This window comes from Klebsiella scottii (assembly GCF_036561945.1).
Taxonomy (GTDB): Bacteria; Pseudomonadota; Gammaproteobacteria; order Enterobacterales; family Enterobacteriaceae; genus Klebsiella; species Klebsiella scottii.
Map to the genome: position 1 here is coordinate 2,417,732 of NZ_JARXNI010000020.1, position 16,755 is coordinate 2,434,486.

Below are 16,755 nucleotides of genomic sequence, written 5' to 3' on the forward strand. Positions count from 1 at the left end.
TATTATGTTCGATCCTCAGCGGAAAGGGAATTGACCTACGACAAAAAATCGTCCATCCAACGCAAACGTTTACTTTTCCGCCCTTCTTTATGCAAATTCTGACAAAACAAGGGTGGAAAAATCATTTAGGTAAATAAATCGCCTCTGTCACACTGCCAGTAAATGTTATCAATAATAGATAAATGCGAACATTTGGTTATAAGGAGAGAGAGAACATGCGTGTCATTACACTAGCGGGTAGCCCGCGCTACCCTTCCCGTTCCAGCGCCCTTCTGGAATACGCCAGAGAGACGCTCTCCGCCGCTGATGTTGAAGTCTGCCACTGGCACCTGCAGAATTTTGCCCCGGAAGATCTTCTTTATGCCCGTTTCGATAATCCGGCGCTGCATACTCTGAACGAACAGCTGGCCGGCGCGGATGGCCTGATTATCGCCACTCCGGTCTATAAAGCCTCTTTCTCCGGCGCGCTGAAGACGCTGCTCGATCTGCTTCCGGAACGCGCGCTGGAAGGAAAAATCGTCCTGCCCCTGGCAACCGGCGGCACTATCGCCCATATGCTGGCGGTGGATTATGCCCTGAAGCCGGTTCTCAACGCGCTGAAGGCCCAGGAGATCCTCCACGGCGTGTTTGCCGATGACAGCCAGGTGACTGACTACCAGCACAAGCCGCAGTTTACGCCAAACCTGCAGGGTCGCCTCGACCACGCGCTGGAAACCTTCTGGCAGGCGCTTCATCGCCCAACCAGCCGCGCGCCTGCCCTCAAAGCAACGCACGGGGTCGAACATGCGTAATCTCCTGGCTCCCCTGGCGTTCGGCGGGCTGCTGATGCTCTCCGCCCTGGCCCACGCGGCGCAGTCCGAGCCGGATGCTCTACGCGTCGGCTATCAAAAAGGCAGCGTCAGCATGGTGCTGGCGAAAAGCCACCAGCTGCTGGAACAACGCTACCCGGGCACCAAAATCTCATGGGTGGAGTTTCCCGCCGGCCCGCAGATGCTCGAAGCGTTGAACGTCGGCAGCATTGATATTGGCAGCACCGGCGATATTCCACCTATTTTTGCCCAGGCTGCCGGGGCCGATCTGGTCTATGTCGGCGCCGAACCGCCTAAACCCAAAGCCGAAGTGATTCTGGTGGCGGAAAACAGCCCGATTAAAAACGTCGCGCAGCTAAAGGGCCATAAGGTCGCCTTTCAGCGCGGCTCCAGCTCCCACAACCTGCTGCTCCGCGCGCTACAGCAGGCGGGCCTGACGTTCAACGATATTCAGGCGGTCTATCTCGCTCCCGCCGACGCCCGTGCGGCTTTCCAGCAAGGTAACGTCGACGCGTGGGCTATCTGGGACCCCTACTACTCCGCGGCTCTCCAGCAGGGCGGCGCCCGGGTTCTGAAAGATGGAACCGACCTGAAGCAAACCGGCTCTTTCTATCTCGCTTCTCGTCCTTATGCGGAAAAAAACGGCGCCTTTATTGAAGGCGTGCTGCAAACCTTTAGCCAGGCCGATGCGCTGACGCTCAGCCAGCGTCCGCAAAGCATTGCCCTGCTGGCCAAAATCATGGGTCTTCCTGAAGCGGTGATAGCCAGCTATCTCGACCACCGCCCGCCAACCACCATTACGCCGGTTAGCGCCGAAACGGCCGCGCGCCAGCAGCAAACCGCCGACCTGTTCTATGAGAACAAGCTGGTGCCGAAAAAAGTCGATATCCGCGCGCGCATCTGGCAGCCCGCAGCCATTCAAGGAGCGAAATCATGAGTCTGAATATGTTCTGGTTTTTACCCACTCACGGTGACGGTCGCTATCTTGGGACCGATCAAGGCGCGCGTCCGGTTGACTACGGCTATCTGCAGCAGATTGCGCAGACCGCCGATCGGCTGGGATTTACCGGCGTCCTGATCCCCACCGGACGCTCATGTGAAGACGCCTGGCTGGTGGCCGCCTCGATGATCCCGGTGACTCAGCGCCTGAAATTTCTCGTCGCCCTGCGTCCGAGCGTCGTTTCGCCAACGGTCGCGGCGCGCCAGGCGGCGACGCTGGATCGACTCTCCAACGGCCGGGCGCTGTTTAATCTGGTGACCGGCAGCGACCCGCAGGAGCTCGCCGGCGACGGCGTGTTCCTCGATCACACCGAGCGCTACGAAGCCTCGGCGGAATTTACCCATATCTGGCGCCGGCTGATGGAGGGCGAAACCGTGACCTTCAACGGCAAGCATCAGCGCGTGCGCGGTGCGAAGCTGATGTTCCCGCCGCTGCAGCAGCCGCGTCCCCCGCTCTACTTCGGCGGATCCTCTGAAGTGGCGCAGGATCTTGCCGCCGAGCAGGTCGATCTGTATCTGACCTGGGGAGAGCCCCCGGCGCAGGTGGCGGAAAAAATCGCCCAGGTGCGCGAAAAGGCCGCGCGCCACGGTCGTAAGGTTCGCTTCGGCATCCGCCTGCATGTGATTGTGCGTGAAACTAACGAAGAGGCCTGGCAGGCGGCGGAGAGCTTAATTTCCCATCTGGATGATGACACTATCGCCAGGGCGCAGGCCGCCTTTGCGCAAACGGATTCCGTCGGCCAGCACCGAATGGCCGCGCTGCACAACGGCCAGCGCGACAAGCTCGAAATCAGCCCTAACCTGTGGGCCGGCGTCGGGCTGGCGCGCGGCGGCGCCGGAACCGCGCTGGTCGGCGATGCCGCCACGGTCGCCGAGCGTATCAATGAATATGCCGATCTCGGCATCGATAGCTTCGTGCTTTCCGGCTATCCGCACCTTGAAGAAGCCCTGCGCGTCGGCGAGCTGCTGTTCCCGCTGCTGGACGTCAATATTCCGTCAATCCCGCAGCCGCAGAGTCTGCGTCCGCAGGGTGAAGCGGTAGCGAATGAATTTATCCCGCGTAAAGCGGCGCAGAGCTGAGGAGCGACATATGGCAACCCCTGGGCAAAAACTCCTGATTCGCCTTGCCCCCTGGTTTTTACCGGTCGGCACCGTCATCATCTGGCAGCTCGCCTCTTCGGTGGGCTGGCTCTCCACCCGGATCCTGCCTTCGCCGGAAGGGGTGCTGAAAGCCTTCTGGACGCTCTCCGCCAGCGGCGAGCTTTGGCAACATCTGGCCATCAGCTCGTGGCGCGCGCTGCTTGGCTTCGCTATCGGCGGCTCCATTGGCCTGGCATTGGGGATGATTAGCGGCCTCTCGCGCTGGGGAGAGCGTCTGCTGGACACCTCGATTCAGATGCTGCGCAACGTGCCGCACCTGGCCCTGATTCCGCTGGTTATTTTATGGTTCGGCATCGACGAGAGCGCCAAGATTTTTCTCGTCGCTTTGGGCACCATGTTCCCGATTTATATCAACACCTGGCACGGTATTCGTAACATTGACCGCGGGCTGGTCGAGATGGCGCGCAGCTACGGCCTATCCGGCTTTGCGCTATTTCGTCACGTGATTCTGCCCGGGGCCCTGCCGTCAATCATGGTGGGTATTCGCTTCGCTCTCGGCCTGATGTGGCTAACGCTGATTGTCGCCGAGACCATCTCGGCAAACGCCGGCATCGGCTACCTGGCTATGAACGCGCGAGAATTTCTGCAAACCGATGTGGTGGTCGTGGCCATCATTCTCTACGCCATTCTAGGCAAACTGGCCGACTTCAGCGCACAGCTGCTGGAGCGCGTCTGGCTGCGCTGGAATCCGGCCTATCATCTTCAGGAGGCTAACGCATGACGACCGCCCGTCTGAACCCTGGGATCCCGCTGTTGCTCAACGGCGTGACCAAACGCTACGGCGAAAACACGATTCTTAACGCGCTTGATTTACATATTCCCACCGGGCAGTTCGTCGCGGTGGTCGGGCGCAGCGGCGGCGGTAAAAGTACCCTGCTGCGTCTGCTGGCCGGGCTGGAGAAACCCAACGCCGGCGAGCTGCTGGCGGGCTCGACGCCGCTGGCGCAAATCCAGGACGATACCCGCATGATGTTTCAGGATTCGCGCCTGCTGCCGTGGAAAACGGTGATCGATAACGTCGGCCTGGGGCTTAAAGGCTCGTGGCGAGACGCGGCCCTGCAGGCTTTGGCCAGCGTCGGCCTCGAAAATCGCGCCAACGAATGGCCAGCGGCGCTTTCCGGCGGACAAAAGCAGCGCGTGGCGCTGGCCCGGGCGCTGATTCATCGCCCCGGCCTGCTGCTGCTTGACGAGCCGCTGGGCGCGCTTGACGCCCTCACCCGCCTTGAAATGCAGGATTTAATCGTCTCGCTCTGGCAGGAACATGGGTTCACCGTACTGCTGGTGACTCACGATGTGAGCGAAGCGGTGGCGATGGCCGATCGGGTGCTGTTGATTGAAGAGGGCAAGATTGGGCTGGACGTCACGGTGGATATTGCGCGCCCGCGGCATACCGGTTCGGCGCGGCTGGCGGAGCTGGAGGCAGAAGTTCTCAACAGAGTAATGAAGCGCGGCAGGCACGAAGCCTCGCCACGCCTGTTCAGTCACGGCTAAACGGCTCCCGGAGCGCGGCGCTGCCGCCGCAATCCGGGAGCGGAACGCCCTTTACGCCAGCGCTTTACTGATTTTCTCGAACAGATCGCCGGAGAGATTCTCCAGACCTTTCAGCTGCTCCAGCGCCGCGCGCATCAGCGCCTGGCGTTTGGCATCATAACGCTTCAGACGAATCAACGGCTCAATCAGACGCGAGGCCACCTGCGGGTTGCGGCTGTTGAGCTCGGTCAGCATCTCCACCAGGAACTGATATCCGCTGCCGTCTTCGGCGTGGAAGGCCGCCGGGTTGCTGCCGGCAAAGGCGCCAATCAGCGAGCGGACGCGGTTCGGGTTGTTCATACTGAACGAGCGATGATTCAGCAACGCACGTACCGCATCTACCGCATTATCCGCCGGGCTGGTGGCCTGCAGGATCAACCATTTGTCCATGACCAGGCCATCCTGATGCCATTTATCGTCATATTCCTGCATCAGCGCATCGCGGCACGGCAGCTGCGCCGCCACCGCCGCCGACAGGGCCGCCAGCGCGTCGGTCATGTTGTCGGCCTGATGATACTGGGCGACGACCAGCTTATCCGCCAGCTCAGCATCGCCAAACGCCAGGTAGCGCAGGCAGGTATTGCGCAGCGAGCGCTTGCCGATATCGGCATGCTCTACGCGATAGCCGTCGAGCTTATTGACGTTGTAGATAGCGAGGAATTCATCCGCCAGCTCTTTCGCCAGCGTGCGGGTGAGCGCTTCGCGCACCGCCACAATGGCAATCGGATCGATAATCGCAAACAGCTCGGCGATTTCACTGGCGGACGGCAGCGTCAGGATCTCTGCCGCCAGCGCCGGATCGATCTTCTCATCCAGCAGGATCGCGCGGAACGCATCGGCGACGTGAACCGGCAGCGACAGGGGCTGACCCTGCTGATGGCGGTTGACGTTAAGCTTGATGTAGGTCGCCAGCAGGCTCTGCGCCGCATCCCAGCGGGAGAAGTCGTTGCGCGCGTGGCGCATCAGGAACGTCAGCTGCTGATCGCTCCACTTATATTCCAGCTTCACCGGCGCGGAGAATTCGCACAGCAGCGCCGGAACCGGCTGGAAGTAGACGTTATCAAAGACAAAGGTCTGCTCGGCCTGGGTGACGTTCAGCACGTGATGCACCGGATGCCCGCCCTTCTGCAGCGGGATCGCCTTGCCTTCGTTATCATATAGCTCGATATCAAACGGAATATGCAGAGGCTGTTTTTCCGCCTGCTCGGAAGTCGGCGGCGTGCGCTGGCTGATGGTCAGGCGGTACTGCTCGGTTTCCGGATTATAGTCATCATGCACGCTCACTACCGGCGTACCGGACTGGCTGTACCAGCGGCGGAAATGAGACAGGTCAACGTTCGACGCGTCTTCCATCGCCTGAACGAAATCGTCGCAGGTGGCGGCGCTGCCGTCATGGCGCTCGAAGTACAGCTGCATGCCTTTCTGGAAGTTGTCCTCACCCAGCAGGGTATGCAGCATGCGGATCACTTCCGCGCCCTTTTCATATACCGTCAGGGTGTAGAAGTTGTTCATCTCGATAACCTTATCCGGACGAATCGGATGGGCCATCGGGCTGGCGTCTTCGGCAAACTGGAGCCCGCGCATGGTGCGGACGTTATTGATGCGGTTCACCGCGCGCGAGCCCAGATCGGAGCTGAACTCCTGATCGCGGAACACGGTCAGGCCTTCTTTCAGGCTCAGCTGGAACCAGTCGCGGCAGGTCACGCGGTTGCCGGTCCAGTTGTGGAAATATTCGTGGCCAATCACGCGTTCGATATCGAGGTAGTCTTTATCGGTGGCGGTATCGGTACGCGCCAGCACGTATTTGGAGTTAAAGACGTTCAGCCCTTTGTTCTCCATCGCCCCCATATTAAAGAAGTCGACGGCGACAATCATATAGATGTCGAGATCGTACTCGAGGCCGAAACGAGTTTCGTCCCATTTCATCGAGTTTTTGAGCGACGTCATCGCCCACGGCGCGCGGTCAAGGTTGCCGCGATCGACGAACAGCTCCAGCGCCACTTCGCGTCCGGAACGGGTGATGAAAGTGTCGCGCAAGACGTCGAAATCACCGGCCACCAGCGCGAATAAATAGCACGGTTTTGGGAACGGGTCCTGCCACTGCGTCCAGTGACGGCCGTTTTCCAGCTCGCCCTGCGCCACGCGGTTGCCGTTAGACAGCAGGTACGGGTATTTCGCCTTATCGGCGATAATTTTGGTGGTGAAACGCGCCAGAACGTCCGGGCGGTCCAGGTACCAGGTGATATGGCGGAAGCCCTCTGCTTCACACTGCGTGCACAGCGCTTCGCCTGACTGATACAGCCCTTCGAGCGCGGTATTGGCCGCCGGGCTGATTTCATTGACGATAGTCAGGGTGAAATGTTCCGGTAAACCGCCAATAACCAGCTGGTTATTTTCTTCTTTATAGTCGCTCCACGGCTGACCGTTAACCTGCAGAGAGACCAACGTCAGGTCTTCGCCATCCAGACGCAATGGCACATCAGACGCAGCCGCGTGACGGGAGAGTTTACTCTCAGCCGTAACAACGGTTTTCGCGGCATCCAGGTCAAAGGTCAAATCGATATCGCTAATCAGATAGTCCGGCGCACGATAGTCGTGGCGGTATTTGGCTTGGGGCTGTTGTGTCATAAAAAACCTTTAGCATGTTCCATAAAGTGTCAAACCCAGTCTATTCCTGTTGTGATGTTCTCGCTATGCAGAATCTTCATCTTTTCAACGTCAAACACGAAAATCGCTACATTTTGATAACACAGGAGGCACGAAATGCGCTCGACCCGGTGCAAAGCTTGTGGTGTGATCCGTGTTCAATATATTAAACTAGGCCTCGCAAATGACCGTCAGCGTCGCCATCGGCCTTCACTGCGGGACAGAGTCGGGGAATAAAGCTATACTCCGCCTCCTTTTTTCTGCTTAGGTTTTGATGGAAACGCTCCAGTGAGAGGATGCTACCGCGCACCATGACACAATTCACTTCTCCTGTACTGCACTCGCTGCTTGATACGGATGCCTACAAGCTGCACATGCAGCAGGCCGTCTTCCACCGCTATTACGATGTACACGTTGCGGCGGAGTTCCGCTGCCGCGGGGATGATTTGCTCGGCATCTATGCCGATGCGATTCGCGAACAGGTTGAGGCCATGCGCGACCTGAAGCTGCAGGACGATGAGTATCACTGGCTGTCGACCCTGCCGTTCTTTTCGCACGATTATCTCGACTGGCTGCGCGACTTCCGTTACGACCCGCAGCAGGTCACCGTCAGTAACGACAACGGCAAGCTGAACATTCGTCTCTCCGGGCCCTGGCGTGAAGTCATTATGTGGGAAGTCCCGCTGCTGGCGGTGATCAGCGAGCTGGTTCACCGCTACCGCTCGCCGGAAATCGGCGTTGAGCTGGCGCTGGAGACCCTCGAACGCAAGCTGAGCGACTTCCGGGAAATCACGGCCGATATCGATATGAGCCGCTTTCGCTTAATGGACTTCGGTACCCGTCGTCGCTTCTCGCGCGAAGTACAGCAGGCTATCGTCGAACGTCTGCAGCAGGAGCCGTGGTTTACCGGCACCAGCAACTACGACCTGGCTCGTCGCCTGCATCTGACGCCGATGGGCACTCAGGCTCATGAATGGTTCCAGGCCCATCAGCAGATCAGCCCGAACCTTGCCAGCAGCCAGCGCGCGGCCCTTGCCGCCTGGCTCGAAGAGTATCCGGACCAGCTGGGCATTGCCCTGACCGACTGTATTACTATGGATGCCTTCCTGCGTGATTTCGGCCCGGAATTCGCCGAACGCTATCAGGGTCTGCGCCACGACTCCGGAGATCCGGTTGAATGGGGCGAGAAAGCCATCGCCCATTATCAGAAGCTGGGTATCGACCCGCTGAGTAAAGTACTGGTCTTCTCCGATAACCTCGACCTGACGAAAGCCGTCGATTTGTATCGTCATTTCTCATCGCGGGTGAATCTCAGCTTTGGCATCGGTACGCGCTTAACCTGTGATATTCCACAGGTTAAGCCGCTCAATATCGTGATCAAGCTGGTGGAATGCAACGGCAAGCCGGTGGCCAAGCTCTCTGACAGCCCGGGCAAAACCATCTGTCACGATAAGGCATTTGTGCGCGCCCTGCGCGAAGCCTTCGACCTGCCGCCGATTAAAAAGGCCAGTTAATCACCACAAGGAGCCGTTCTGGCTCCTTGTTCCTTATTTATTTCCGAAAACTCTCCCTCGCGGTGCGAAATCTGCTTGTCTGATGGAAGATGACAGGTAACATAGATATCCCCCGATTGCCGGGGGAAACAGATATTTTTATTGGACTACGAATAGAGAGACTATTATGAGCGTTGTGCCTGTAGCCGACGTACTCCAGGGCCGTGTTGCGGTTGACAGCGAAGTCACCGTCCGCGGATGGGTACGTACCCGCCGAGATTCAAAAGCTGGCTTTTCCTTCCTGGCCGTCTATGACGGTTCCTGCTTTGATCCTGTACAGGCCGTCATTAGTAATTCTCTTCCCAATTACAATCAGGAAGTGCTGCGTCTGACTACCGGCTGTTCGGTCATCGTCACCGGTAAAGTCGTGGCATCTCAGGGCCAGGGCCAGAGCTTCGAAATTCAGGCCAGCAGCGTAGAAGTTACCGGCTGGGTCGAAGATCCGGATACCTACCCGATGGCGGCTAAACGCCACAGCATCGAGTATCTGCGCGAAGTTGCCCACCTGCGTCCGCGTACCAACCTGATTGGCGCGGTTGCCCGCGTGCGTCATACTCTGGCGCAGGCGCTGCATCGCTTCTTTGACGAGCAGGGCTTCTTCTGGGTTTCTACCCCGCTGATTACCGCCTCTGATACCGAAGGCGCAGGTGAAATGTTCCGCGTCTCCACGCTGGATCTGGAAAACCTGCCGCGTAACGACCAGGGCAAAGTGGATTTCGATAAGGACTTCTTCGGCAAAGAGTCGTTCCTTACCGTATCCGGCCAGCTGAACGGCGAAACCTACGCCTGCGCGCTGTCAAAAATCTACACCTTCGGTCCGACCTTCCGTGCGGAAAACTCCAACACCAGCCGCCATCTGGCGGAATTCTGGATGCTGGAACCGGAAGTGGCCTTCGCCAACCTGAACGATGTTGCGGGCCTGGCGGAAGCGATGCTGAAGTACGTCTTCAAGGCCGTACTGGAAGAGCGCGCGGATGACATGAAATTCTTCGCCGAGCGCGTGGATAAAGATGCGATCGATCGCCTCGAGCGTTTCGTGTCTGCCGATTTCGCCCAGGTCGATTATACCGACGCGGTAACGATCCTCGAAAACTGCGGTAAGCAGTTCGAAAACCCGGTTTACTGGGGCGTGGACCTCTCTTCCGAGCACGAGCGCTATCTGGCAGAGGAGCACTTCAAAGCACCGGTGGTGGTAAAAAACTATCCGAAAGACATCAAGGCGTTTTACATGCGCCTTAACGAAGACGGGAAAACCGTCGCCGCAATGGACGTTCTGGCGCCGGGCATCGGTGAAATTATCGGTGGTTCGCAGCGTGAAGAGCGTCTGGACGTGCTTGACGCGCGCATGGCGGAAATGGGTCTTAATAAAGAAGACTACTGGTGGTACCGCGACCTGCGCCGTTACGGCACCGTTCCGCACTCCGGTTTCGGACTGGGCTTTGAGCGTCTGATTGCCTACGTAACCGGCGTCCAGAACGTTCGCGACGTCATTCCGTTCCCGCGCACCCCGCGCAGCGCGACATTCTGATTTTTATTACCGCTTTGTAAAAAGGGTCAGCGTAAGCTGGCCCTTTTTTATGTCAGCTATTGTTAACGAATATCAAGAAATTTAAACATCAAGCCTTCCGCTTCACATTTATGTTACTCACTATTTCGCTACCCGCCGAAACGAGAAAGCGCACCTTATGTTCATTCATGGGCGAAATGCCTGATTATTTTGCTCATTTCTTAACCACCCACCGCACAACATGCAAAGACAAACGTTGAGTAAAAAAAAAGCGAAAACCAGCCACAAAATGCACAAATCGGCTCTTATCTAAATTAATCATAATTAATTCATATAGATATATAAGCCATGACGATTTTATACGCAAAGTGGAATGGAATTTTGATTGAGTTCACAAAGTTCCCAAAAATTCACATTTTGTTACATACACTTTCTAATTGTTACTCATATGCGACATTGGTAGCATTTTCCGGCTAGCGAAACGATGTCGCGGATGGAAAGATGCCTTCAGACACCAAACTATCATCAATGGTTCTGTAAATTTTCATTGACAGAATGTATTGGCGGCAGTGGCAAGTGTTCATATAAAAATACTAATGAGGGTAATAAATAATGATGAAGCGCAATATTCTGGCAGCGGTGATCCCTGCCCTGCTGGTAGCCGGCGCAGCAAATGCTGCAGAAATCTATAACAAAGACGGCAACAAACTCGATCTGTACGGTAAAACCGTAGGTCTGCACTATTTCTCTGATAACAAGGGTAATGACGGCGACCAGACCTATGCACGTTTAGGTTTTAAAGGTGAAACCCAGATCAACGATCAGCTGACCGGTTTCGGCCAGTGGGAATATAACTTCCAGGGTAATAACACTGAAGGTAGCGACGCTCAGAGCGGCAACAAAACCCGTCTGGCATACGCCGGTCTGAAATTCGGCGATGCAGGCTCCTTCAACTATGGTCGTAACTACGGCCTGGTGTATGACGCTATCGGCGTCACCGATATGCTGCCTGAGTTTGGTGGCGACACCGGTTCCAGCGATAACTTCTTCGCAGGTCGTACCGGTGGTCTCGCAACCTACCGTAATACCAACTTCTTCGGTCTGGTTGACGGCCTGAGCTTTGGCGTACAGTACCTGGGCAAAAACGAGCACACAGACGCTTCCCGCTCTAACGGCGACGGCTGGGCAACCTCTCTGAGCTATGACATCGACGGCTTCGGCATTGTCGGCGCATACGGCGCAGCGGATCGTACCGATGCACAGCAGGCTCTGACTCGCGGTAAAGGCGATAAAGCCGAGCAGTGGGCAACCGGTCTGAAATATGATGCGAACAACATCTACCTGGCAGCTCTGTACGGCGAAACCCGTAATGCGACCCGTATTACTGACGGTTTTGCCAACAAGACTCAGGACTTCTCCATCGTTGCGCAGTATCAGTTTGATTTCGGCCTGCGTCCGTCCATCGCTTACTACAAATCTAAAGCGAAAAACGTTGAGGGTGTGGGTAACGAAGACTACATCAACTACATTGATGTCGGCGCAACCTACTACTTCAACAAAAACATGTCTACCTATGTCGATTATCAGATCAACCAGATCGATAGCGACAACAAACTGGGCGTGAATTCCGACGACACCGTCGCCGTGGGTATCGTTTACCAGTTCTAAGTTTTAATCAGTACACCCCTTCGTGATATGCCTAAAAAGCAGGACTTCGGTCCTGCTTTTCTGCGTTACTAAGGCAAAGATCGTAACTTTGGAAAACCTTCGCGCTTTTTGTCGCAAACGGTTGGCAATTGCTCATTCTCCCGTTACCCTGATAGCGGAACTCCCTTCAGTAATCACAATGGAACCTCGTCATGTTTGAGAACATTACTGCCGCCCCTGCCGACCCTATTCTGGGCCTGGCCGATCTGTTTCGTGCCGATGACCGTCCTACAAAAATTAACCTCGGGATTGGCGTTTATAAAGATGAAACGGGTAAAACCCCGGTCCTGACCAGCGTGAAGAAGGCAGAGCAATATCTGCTGGAGAATGAGACCACCAAAAATTATCTGGGTATCGATGGTATTCCGGAATTTGGTCAATGCACGCAGGAGCTGCTGTTCGGTAAAGGAAGCGCTATCGTCAGCGATAAGCGCGCGCGTACCGCCCAGACTCCAGGCGGTACCGGTGGCCTGCGCGTTGCCGCCGACTTCCTTGCCAAAAATACCGACGTTAAGCGCGTTTGGGTGAGCAATCCGAGCTGGCCGAACCACAAGAGCGTATTCAATTCCGCCGGCCTCGAAGTTCGCGAGTACACCTACTACGATGCGGCTAACCGCACTCTCGACTTTGCCGGTCTGCTGGCAAGCCTCAATGAAGCCCAGGCTGGCGACGTTGTTTTGTTCCACGGCTGCTGCCATAACCCAACCGGTATCGATCCGACGCTGGAGCAGTGGCAACAGCTGGCGCAGCTCTCCGTTGATAAGGGCTGGCTGCCGCTGTTCGACTTCGCCTATCAGGGCTTTGCCCGCGGTCTGGAAGAAGATGCTGAAGGCCTGCGCGCGTTTGCCGCGCTGCACAAAGAGCTGCTGGTTGCCAGCTCCTACTCGAAGAACTTCGGCCTGTACAATGAGCGCGTTGGCGCCTGTACGCTGGTGGCAAGCGATAGCGACACCGTCGACCGCGCGTTCAGCCAGATGAAGTCAGTGATCCGCGCTAACTACTCCAACCCGCCGGCACACGGCGCTGCCGTTGTGGCGACAATTCTCAGCAACGATGCGCTGCGCGCTATCTGGGAGCAGGAGCTGACCGACATGCGTCAGCGCATTCAGCGTATGCGCCTGCTGTTCGTTAATACCCTGCAGGAAAAAGGCGCTAACCGCGACTTCTCCTTCATCATTAAGCAAAACGGCATGTTCTCGTTTAGCGGCCTGACCAAAGAGCAGGTTCTGCGTCTGCGCGAAGAGTTCGCGATTTACGCCGTGGCTTCCGGGCGCATTAACGTTGCCGGCATGACGCCGGACAATATGGCGCCGCTGTGTGAAGCGATCGTCGCCGTACTGTAACGCCGCTGTACCCTAAAAAAAGAAGGCCGCATATGCGGCCTTCTTTATATTTAGCGTCCGGAATGGTTACCAGACCGGCATTTCATCTTGCAGGAAAGGGTTATGCAAACGCTCATGGCCTAGCGTTGATATCGGCCCGTGGCCGGGGATAAAGGTCACGTCATCGCCCAAAGGCAGCAGCTTGCGTTTAATCGCGTCGATCAGCTGCCCGTGGTCGCCGCGCGGGAAGTCGCTGCGCCCGACGCCACCTTTGAAGATAACGTCGCCGGAAACCAGCAGCCGCGACGCGTCATCGAAGAAAACAACGTGTCCCGGCGTATGGCCTGGGCAATGCAGAACCTGCAGAGAAACGTTCCCCACGCTGACGACATCGCCTTCATTAAGCCAGCGGTCAGGATGCAGCGGCTGGCAATCCTCCAGGCCGAACATCCGGCTTTGCGCAGGGAGTCCTTCCAGCCAGAACTCATCTTCTTTTTCCGGTCCGATAATCGGCACGCCGTAGTGTTGCGCCAGCTCGGCTGCCGCACCAACGTGGTCGAGATGACCGTGAGTGAGCAAAATCTGCATCAGGCTGACGCCTGCTGCCGTCACTTCCTGTTTGATTCGCTCTGCATCACCGCCAGGATCGACCAGCGCAGCAAGTCGGGTTTGCTCACACCAGATTAAAGAGCAGTTCTGGGCGAACGCGGTAACCGGAATAATACGATAGTTCATGACGCTCCTTTCGTTACCAGTGCCTTACCGGACCGGTATCAATATGCACAAAGTTGCTACGTGGGTAATATCCTACACCACCCGCGCCCATAGATAACGCCGCTTTGCGAACATTGCTCAACGAAATGCCTTCGATATGAAAATCCATGGCCTGGCCTTTGGTGTGGTAGCTATGTTTGGCTACACCACGGCTTCGTGCACGTAGCTCATCGTTGGTATCGAGGGAACGATAGCCGGAGATAAGCTGGACAGGCTTATTGGTGCCAAGTAATCCCTGCAGGCGATAAAGATGATCGAATAAACTCGGATCGATGGACTTTATTTTATTCGCGCGGAAATCACGGAAAAAATGGTTAAGTCTTGCTAATTCATCCTGAATATAGCCTCTGCCATCGAAGAATTCCGCTTTGAGTGATTCACCGGTATGCAGGTTATTCAGCGTCAAAATACGCGGTCGGGGGGTCGAGAGGGTGGCAAATGCCGGCGCAGGCAAAATGGCAGCGGCACCTAGCGCAGCGCCACCTAGCGCCAGCAGTTTGCGGCGATTAGCGTCAAATTTGTCCATGATAATCAGGTCTACAAGTAAATGAATCGAAATATACACGCCATCCTTCAAGCAGCCTCTTTATTAGCGACGTCTACTCCCCCGCGCACTTAGCAGAACAAGCGTCAGGGGGTTCCCGGACCAATCGCCTCAAGGCAGTTTTAATGGTGTTGTGTAATATGCACTTCTGGCGCACGAAAGGCACCTTACCGGGCATTATTGCCAACGTCAAGGCGGCCTAACCCCAGTGAAAACGGGCCCTGTAGACGAACAGCGCCTGTTTTCACCCAGAGTTAGGACAACGAGATCCGTTGAACTACTTCATTTACCTGATTAATTGTTCGGCTTTTGCCAGAATTTGTGCGCCAGATCGCGCGGTGAGATCGTAATTGTAAATATCTGTTCTATATTGTGTCCGTCCATCAGCGCCAACAAACGCGGTGAGATAATAAAGATTCACCGGTATATTGTTGCGAATATTCACATAGCGGGTATCGCCCTGCTTGAGCGCGGCGGAAATTCGCGTATCGTTCCAGCCCGCATCCTGCAGCAGCATATTTGCCAGCTCGGACGCCTTATTCACGCGCACGCAGCCGGAGCTCAACGCCCGTACGTCTTTCTGGAACAGATTGTGGTTCGGCGTATCGTGCAGATAGATAGCGTCAGAACTCGGCATGTTGAACTTATAACGCCCCAGCGAGTTGCGCGCGCCCGGAGCCTGCTGGAAGCGGAACGGGAGATTGTTCTCGGTGATGGTCGACCAGTCAACGCGGTAAGGGTCGATCGCCTCTTTGCTGTTCCAGCCGCGCATCAGGGTATAGCCATGCTGCTCAAGATAGCCCGGGTCGTTGCGCACCTTCGGCAGAATATCTTTGCGCGCCAGCGTCGGCGGCACGTTCCACGGCGGATTGACCACCACGTTATTCAGCGCGCTACTCATCATCGGCGTTTTACGGTCCGGACGACCGACGATCACCCGCGATGCCAGCACCTGGCTTCCGTCCTGGTAATAGACCAGCGAAAAGGCCGGAATATTCACCATAATGCCGGTCGACAGATTGCCAGGCAGCAGGCGCAAACGCTGAATGTTGAGCGCCACAACCCCGGCGCGCTGCGCCGCGGAGACGTTCAGCCCGTCGCGCGTAGATTGGCCAATCACGCCATCCGCCCCCAGCCCCTGCCAGGCCTGAAAGCGCTTAACGCCCTCGACTAACTGGCGATCGTAGATGCCGCGCGCAGCCGGTTTGCTTTTCTTACCTGCCGACGGACTGACAACGTCTCCCGGCAGGGTAATTTTCGCCGAATCATCCAGCATGCCGGTACGCTGTAATATCTCGCGCAGCGCGCCAACATCATTACTCCACTCTCCCGGACGCAGCGATGCGCTACCGGTCATCTGCGGCCACGGGCGCGAATCGGCCACCAGCTGCAGCAGCGCCTGATGCATGGCCTCATACTGCGGATGATGCGGCGTGAGCCCGGCAATAAACTGCGGCAGAGAGCCGTTATCCAGCGCCAGCTGCCACTGATTAATGACCGATAGCGGCGGCGTGGCCATGGTGTAGGGTTTGGTTCCGTATAGCCAGCGGTTGCCCTGAATCGGAATACCGCTAATAAAATGCAGGTAGCCCATCATGGCGTCGGACAGCACGATATCGCGCGCCATACCGCTCACCGCGGGATCGGTCAGCAGGCTCACCCAGGTTGTAAACTGCGGCTGAAAGCCCGCGATAGCGACTTCGGCCAGCTGCTGCTGGAACGCCTGCACCGCCTCACGGTTCTCCCACATAGGCTTCATATCCCTGGCCGCATACAGCGAGACCAGCGGATTCATAAAGACAGGCTTATAGTCAGCCGGAAGCAGCGCTTCAATTTCAGCCCGGCTTTTCGCGGCGACCTCTGTCGCCAGGGACTGCTCGCCGGCCATTTTCGCCACCGCGGCAGACTGGCTGTTGTTTTGGATCAGCGCAGACGAGGGCTCTCCCAGCGTTGCGGAACTGTCCGTGGGTACGACTTCAGGCTCTTCGGCCTGGACATTGAACAGTGGAGCAAATGCAAAAGCCAGGCTCAAGCTAAGCGCCGACAATTGACGACCATACCGTTTCTTTAGCAACATCCCTTGCCCCCCTGTTGACACATTGCCGCCCTTAAAAAAAGGGCTCACTCTCAGTATATAAAGGCGAAAACGCTTTTGCCTTCCCAAATGTAAAGAAGTTTAAAGATTATACAACGTTAACACATC

At 56.6% G+C, this 16,755-nt stretch carries 13 protein-coding genes; 9 read left to right on the top strand and 4 right to left on the bottom strand.

Annotation, left to right across the window (positions count from 1 at the left end):
- The first annotated feature begins 215 nt into the window (after positions 1-215).
- The 5 genes from ssuE to ssuB are packed head-to-tail and all read left to right on the top strand — an operon-like array spanning position 216 to position 4,460.
- Complete coding sequence (ssuE, locus tag QFI97_RS19105; protein WP_095095749.1) at positions 216-791, top strand: NADPH-dependent FMN reductase; 576 nt, start codon at positions 216-218, stop codon at positions 789-791.
- Positions 784-1,746: a sulfonate ABC transporter substrate-binding protein gene (locus QFI97_RS19110; protein WP_346431800.1), complete on the top strand. Its 963-nt coding sequence runs from the start codon at positions 784-786 to the stop codon at positions 1,744-1,746. The genes ssuE and QFI97_RS19110 overlap by 8 nt, the downstream gene beginning before the upstream one ends.
- Positions 1,743-2,888, top strand: coding sequence for an FMNH2-dependent alkanesulfonate monooxygenase (gene ssuD, locus QFI97_RS19115; protein WP_095095741.1), 1,146 nt, complete (start codon positions 1,743-1,745; stop codon positions 2,886-2,888). Before QFI97_RS19110 ends, ssuD begins: the two co-directional genes overlap by 4 nt.
- 10 nt (positions 2,889-2,898) lie before the next feature.
- A complete protein-coding gene (ssuC, locus tag QFI97_RS19120) occupies positions 2,899-3,690 on the top strand; it encodes an aliphatic sulfonate ABC transporter permease SsuC (RefSeq protein ID WP_346431801.1) in 792 nt (263 codons plus the stop codon).
- On the top strand, positions 3,687-4,460 hold the full coding sequence (gene ssuB, locus QFI97_RS19125; protein WP_095095734.1) for an aliphatic sulfonates ABC transporter ATP-binding protein: 774 nt from the start codon (positions 3,687-3,689) through the stop codon (positions 4,458-4,460). The genes ssuC and ssuB overlap by 4 nt, the downstream gene beginning before the upstream one ends.
- Before the next feature lie 51 nt (positions 4,461-4,511).
- Here ssuB and pepN read toward each other — a convergent pair whose 3' ends face one another.
- Positions 4,512-7,127 carry an aminopeptidase N gene (gene pepN, locus QFI97_RS19130; RefSeq protein ID WP_346431802.1) on the bottom strand — a complete coding sequence of 872 codons (2,616 nt, stop codon included), beginning with the start codon at positions 7,125-7,127 and terminating at the stop codon, positions 4,512-4,514.
- 329 nt (positions 7,128-7,456) lie between these two features.
- Between pepN and pncB the strand changes: the two genes are divergently transcribed.
- The 4 genes from pncB to QFI97_RS19150 all read left to right on the top strand — a co-directional run bounded on the left by pncB (position 7,457) and on the right by QFI97_RS19150 (position 13,255).
- Positions 7,457-8,659, top strand: coding sequence for a nicotinate phosphoribosyltransferase (gene pncB, locus QFI97_RS19135; protein WP_095095729.1), 1,203 nt, complete (start codon positions 7,457-7,459; stop codon positions 8,657-8,659).
- A gap of 166 nt (positions 8,660-8,825) precedes the next feature.
- Entirely contained in the window at positions 8,826-10,226 is a 1,401-nt protein-coding gene (gene asnS, locus QFI97_RS19140) for an asparagine--tRNA ligase (RefSeq protein WP_095095726.1), read from the top strand.
- Positions 10,227-10,817: 591 nt separating this feature from the next.
- Entirely contained in the window at positions 10,818-11,873 is a 1,056-nt protein-coding gene (gene ompF, locus QFI97_RS19145; RefSeq protein ID WP_095095723.1) for a porin OmpF, read from the top strand.
- 191 nt (positions 11,874-12,064) lie between these two features.
- Complete coding sequence (locus QFI97_RS19150; RefSeq protein WP_095095720.1) at positions 12,065-13,255, top strand: amino acid aminotransferase; 1,191 nt, start codon at positions 12,065-12,067, stop codon at positions 13,253-13,255.
- A gap of 66 nt (positions 13,256-13,321) precedes the next feature.
- Here the strand turns inward: QFI97_RS19150 and QFI97_RS19155 are convergent, their stop codons facing one another.
- From QFI97_RS19155 to ldtD, 3 genes are all read right to left on the bottom strand, one after another.
- Positions 13,322-13,969: an MBL fold metallo-hydrolase gene (locus QFI97_RS19155; protein WP_095095717.1), complete on the bottom strand. Its 648-nt coding sequence runs from the start codon at positions 13,967-13,969 to the stop codon at positions 13,322-13,324.
- Positions 13,970-13,982: 13 nt separating this feature from the next.
- Positions 13,983-14,534 carry a peptidoglycan L,D-endopeptidase MepK gene (gene mepK, locus QFI97_RS19160; protein ID WP_045855436.1) on the bottom strand — a complete coding sequence of 184 codons (552 nt, stop codon included), beginning with the start codon at positions 14,532-14,534 and terminating at the stop codon, positions 13,983-13,985.
- 304 nt (positions 14,535-14,838) lie between these two features.
- Positions 14,839-16,629: a L,D-transpeptidase gene (ldtD, locus tag QFI97_RS19165; RefSeq protein ID WP_346431803.1), complete on the bottom strand. Its 1,791-nt coding sequence runs from the start codon at positions 16,627-16,629 to the stop codon at positions 14,839-14,841.
- Positions 16,630-16,755: the final 126 nt, after the last annotated feature.

Bases quoted from the DNA above. Each gene is read 5' to 3' on its own strand.
- ldtD (WP_346431803.1), bottom strand. From the start codon at position 16,629: ATGTTGCTAAAGAAACGGTATGGTCGTCAATTGTCGGCGCTTAGCTTG.
- QFI97_RS19155 (WP_095095717.1), bottom strand. From the start codon at position 13,969: ATGAACTATCGTATTATTCCGGTTACCGCGTTCGCCCAGAACTGCTCT.
- QFI97_RS19150 (WP_095095720.1), top strand. From the start codon at position 12,065: ATGTTTGAGAACATTACTGCCGCCCCTGCCGACCCTATTCTGGGCCTG.
- pepN (WP_346431802.1), bottom strand. From the start codon at position 7,127: ATGACACAACAGCCCCAAGCCAAATACCGCCACGACTATCGTGCGCCG.
- ssuE (WP_095095749.1), top strand. From the start codon at position 216: ATGCGTGTCATTACACTAGCGGGTAGCCCGCGCTACCCTTCCCGTTCC.
- ompF (WP_095095723.1), top strand. From the start codon at position 10,818: ATGATGAAGCGCAATATTCTGGCAGCGGTGATCCCTGCCCTGCTGGTA.
- asnS (WP_095095726.1), top strand. From the start codon at position 8,826: ATGAGCGTTGTGCCTGTAGCCGACGTACTCCAGGGCCGTGTTGCGGTT.
- mepK (WP_045855436.1), bottom strand. From the start codon at position 14,534: ATGGACAAATTTGACGCTAATCGCCGCAAACTGCTGGCGCTAGGTGGC.
- ssuC (WP_346431801.1), top strand. From the start codon at position 2,899: ATGGCAACCCCTGGGCAAAAACTCCTGATTCGCCTTGCCCCCTGGTTT.
- ssuB (WP_095095734.1), top strand. From the start codon at position 3,687: ATGACGACCGCCCGTCTGAACCCTGGGATCCCGCTGTTGCTCAACGGC.
- ssuD (WP_095095741.1), top strand. From the start codon at position 1,743: ATGAGTCTGAATATGTTCTGGTTTTTACCCACTCACGGTGACGGTCGC.
- pncB (WP_095095729.1), top strand. From the start codon at position 7,457: ATGACACAATTCACTTCTCCTGTACTGCACTCGCTGCTTGATACGGAT.
- QFI97_RS19110 (WP_346431800.1), top strand. From the start codon at position 784: ATGCGTAATCTCCTGGCTCCCCTGGCGTTCGGCGGGCTGCTGATGCTC.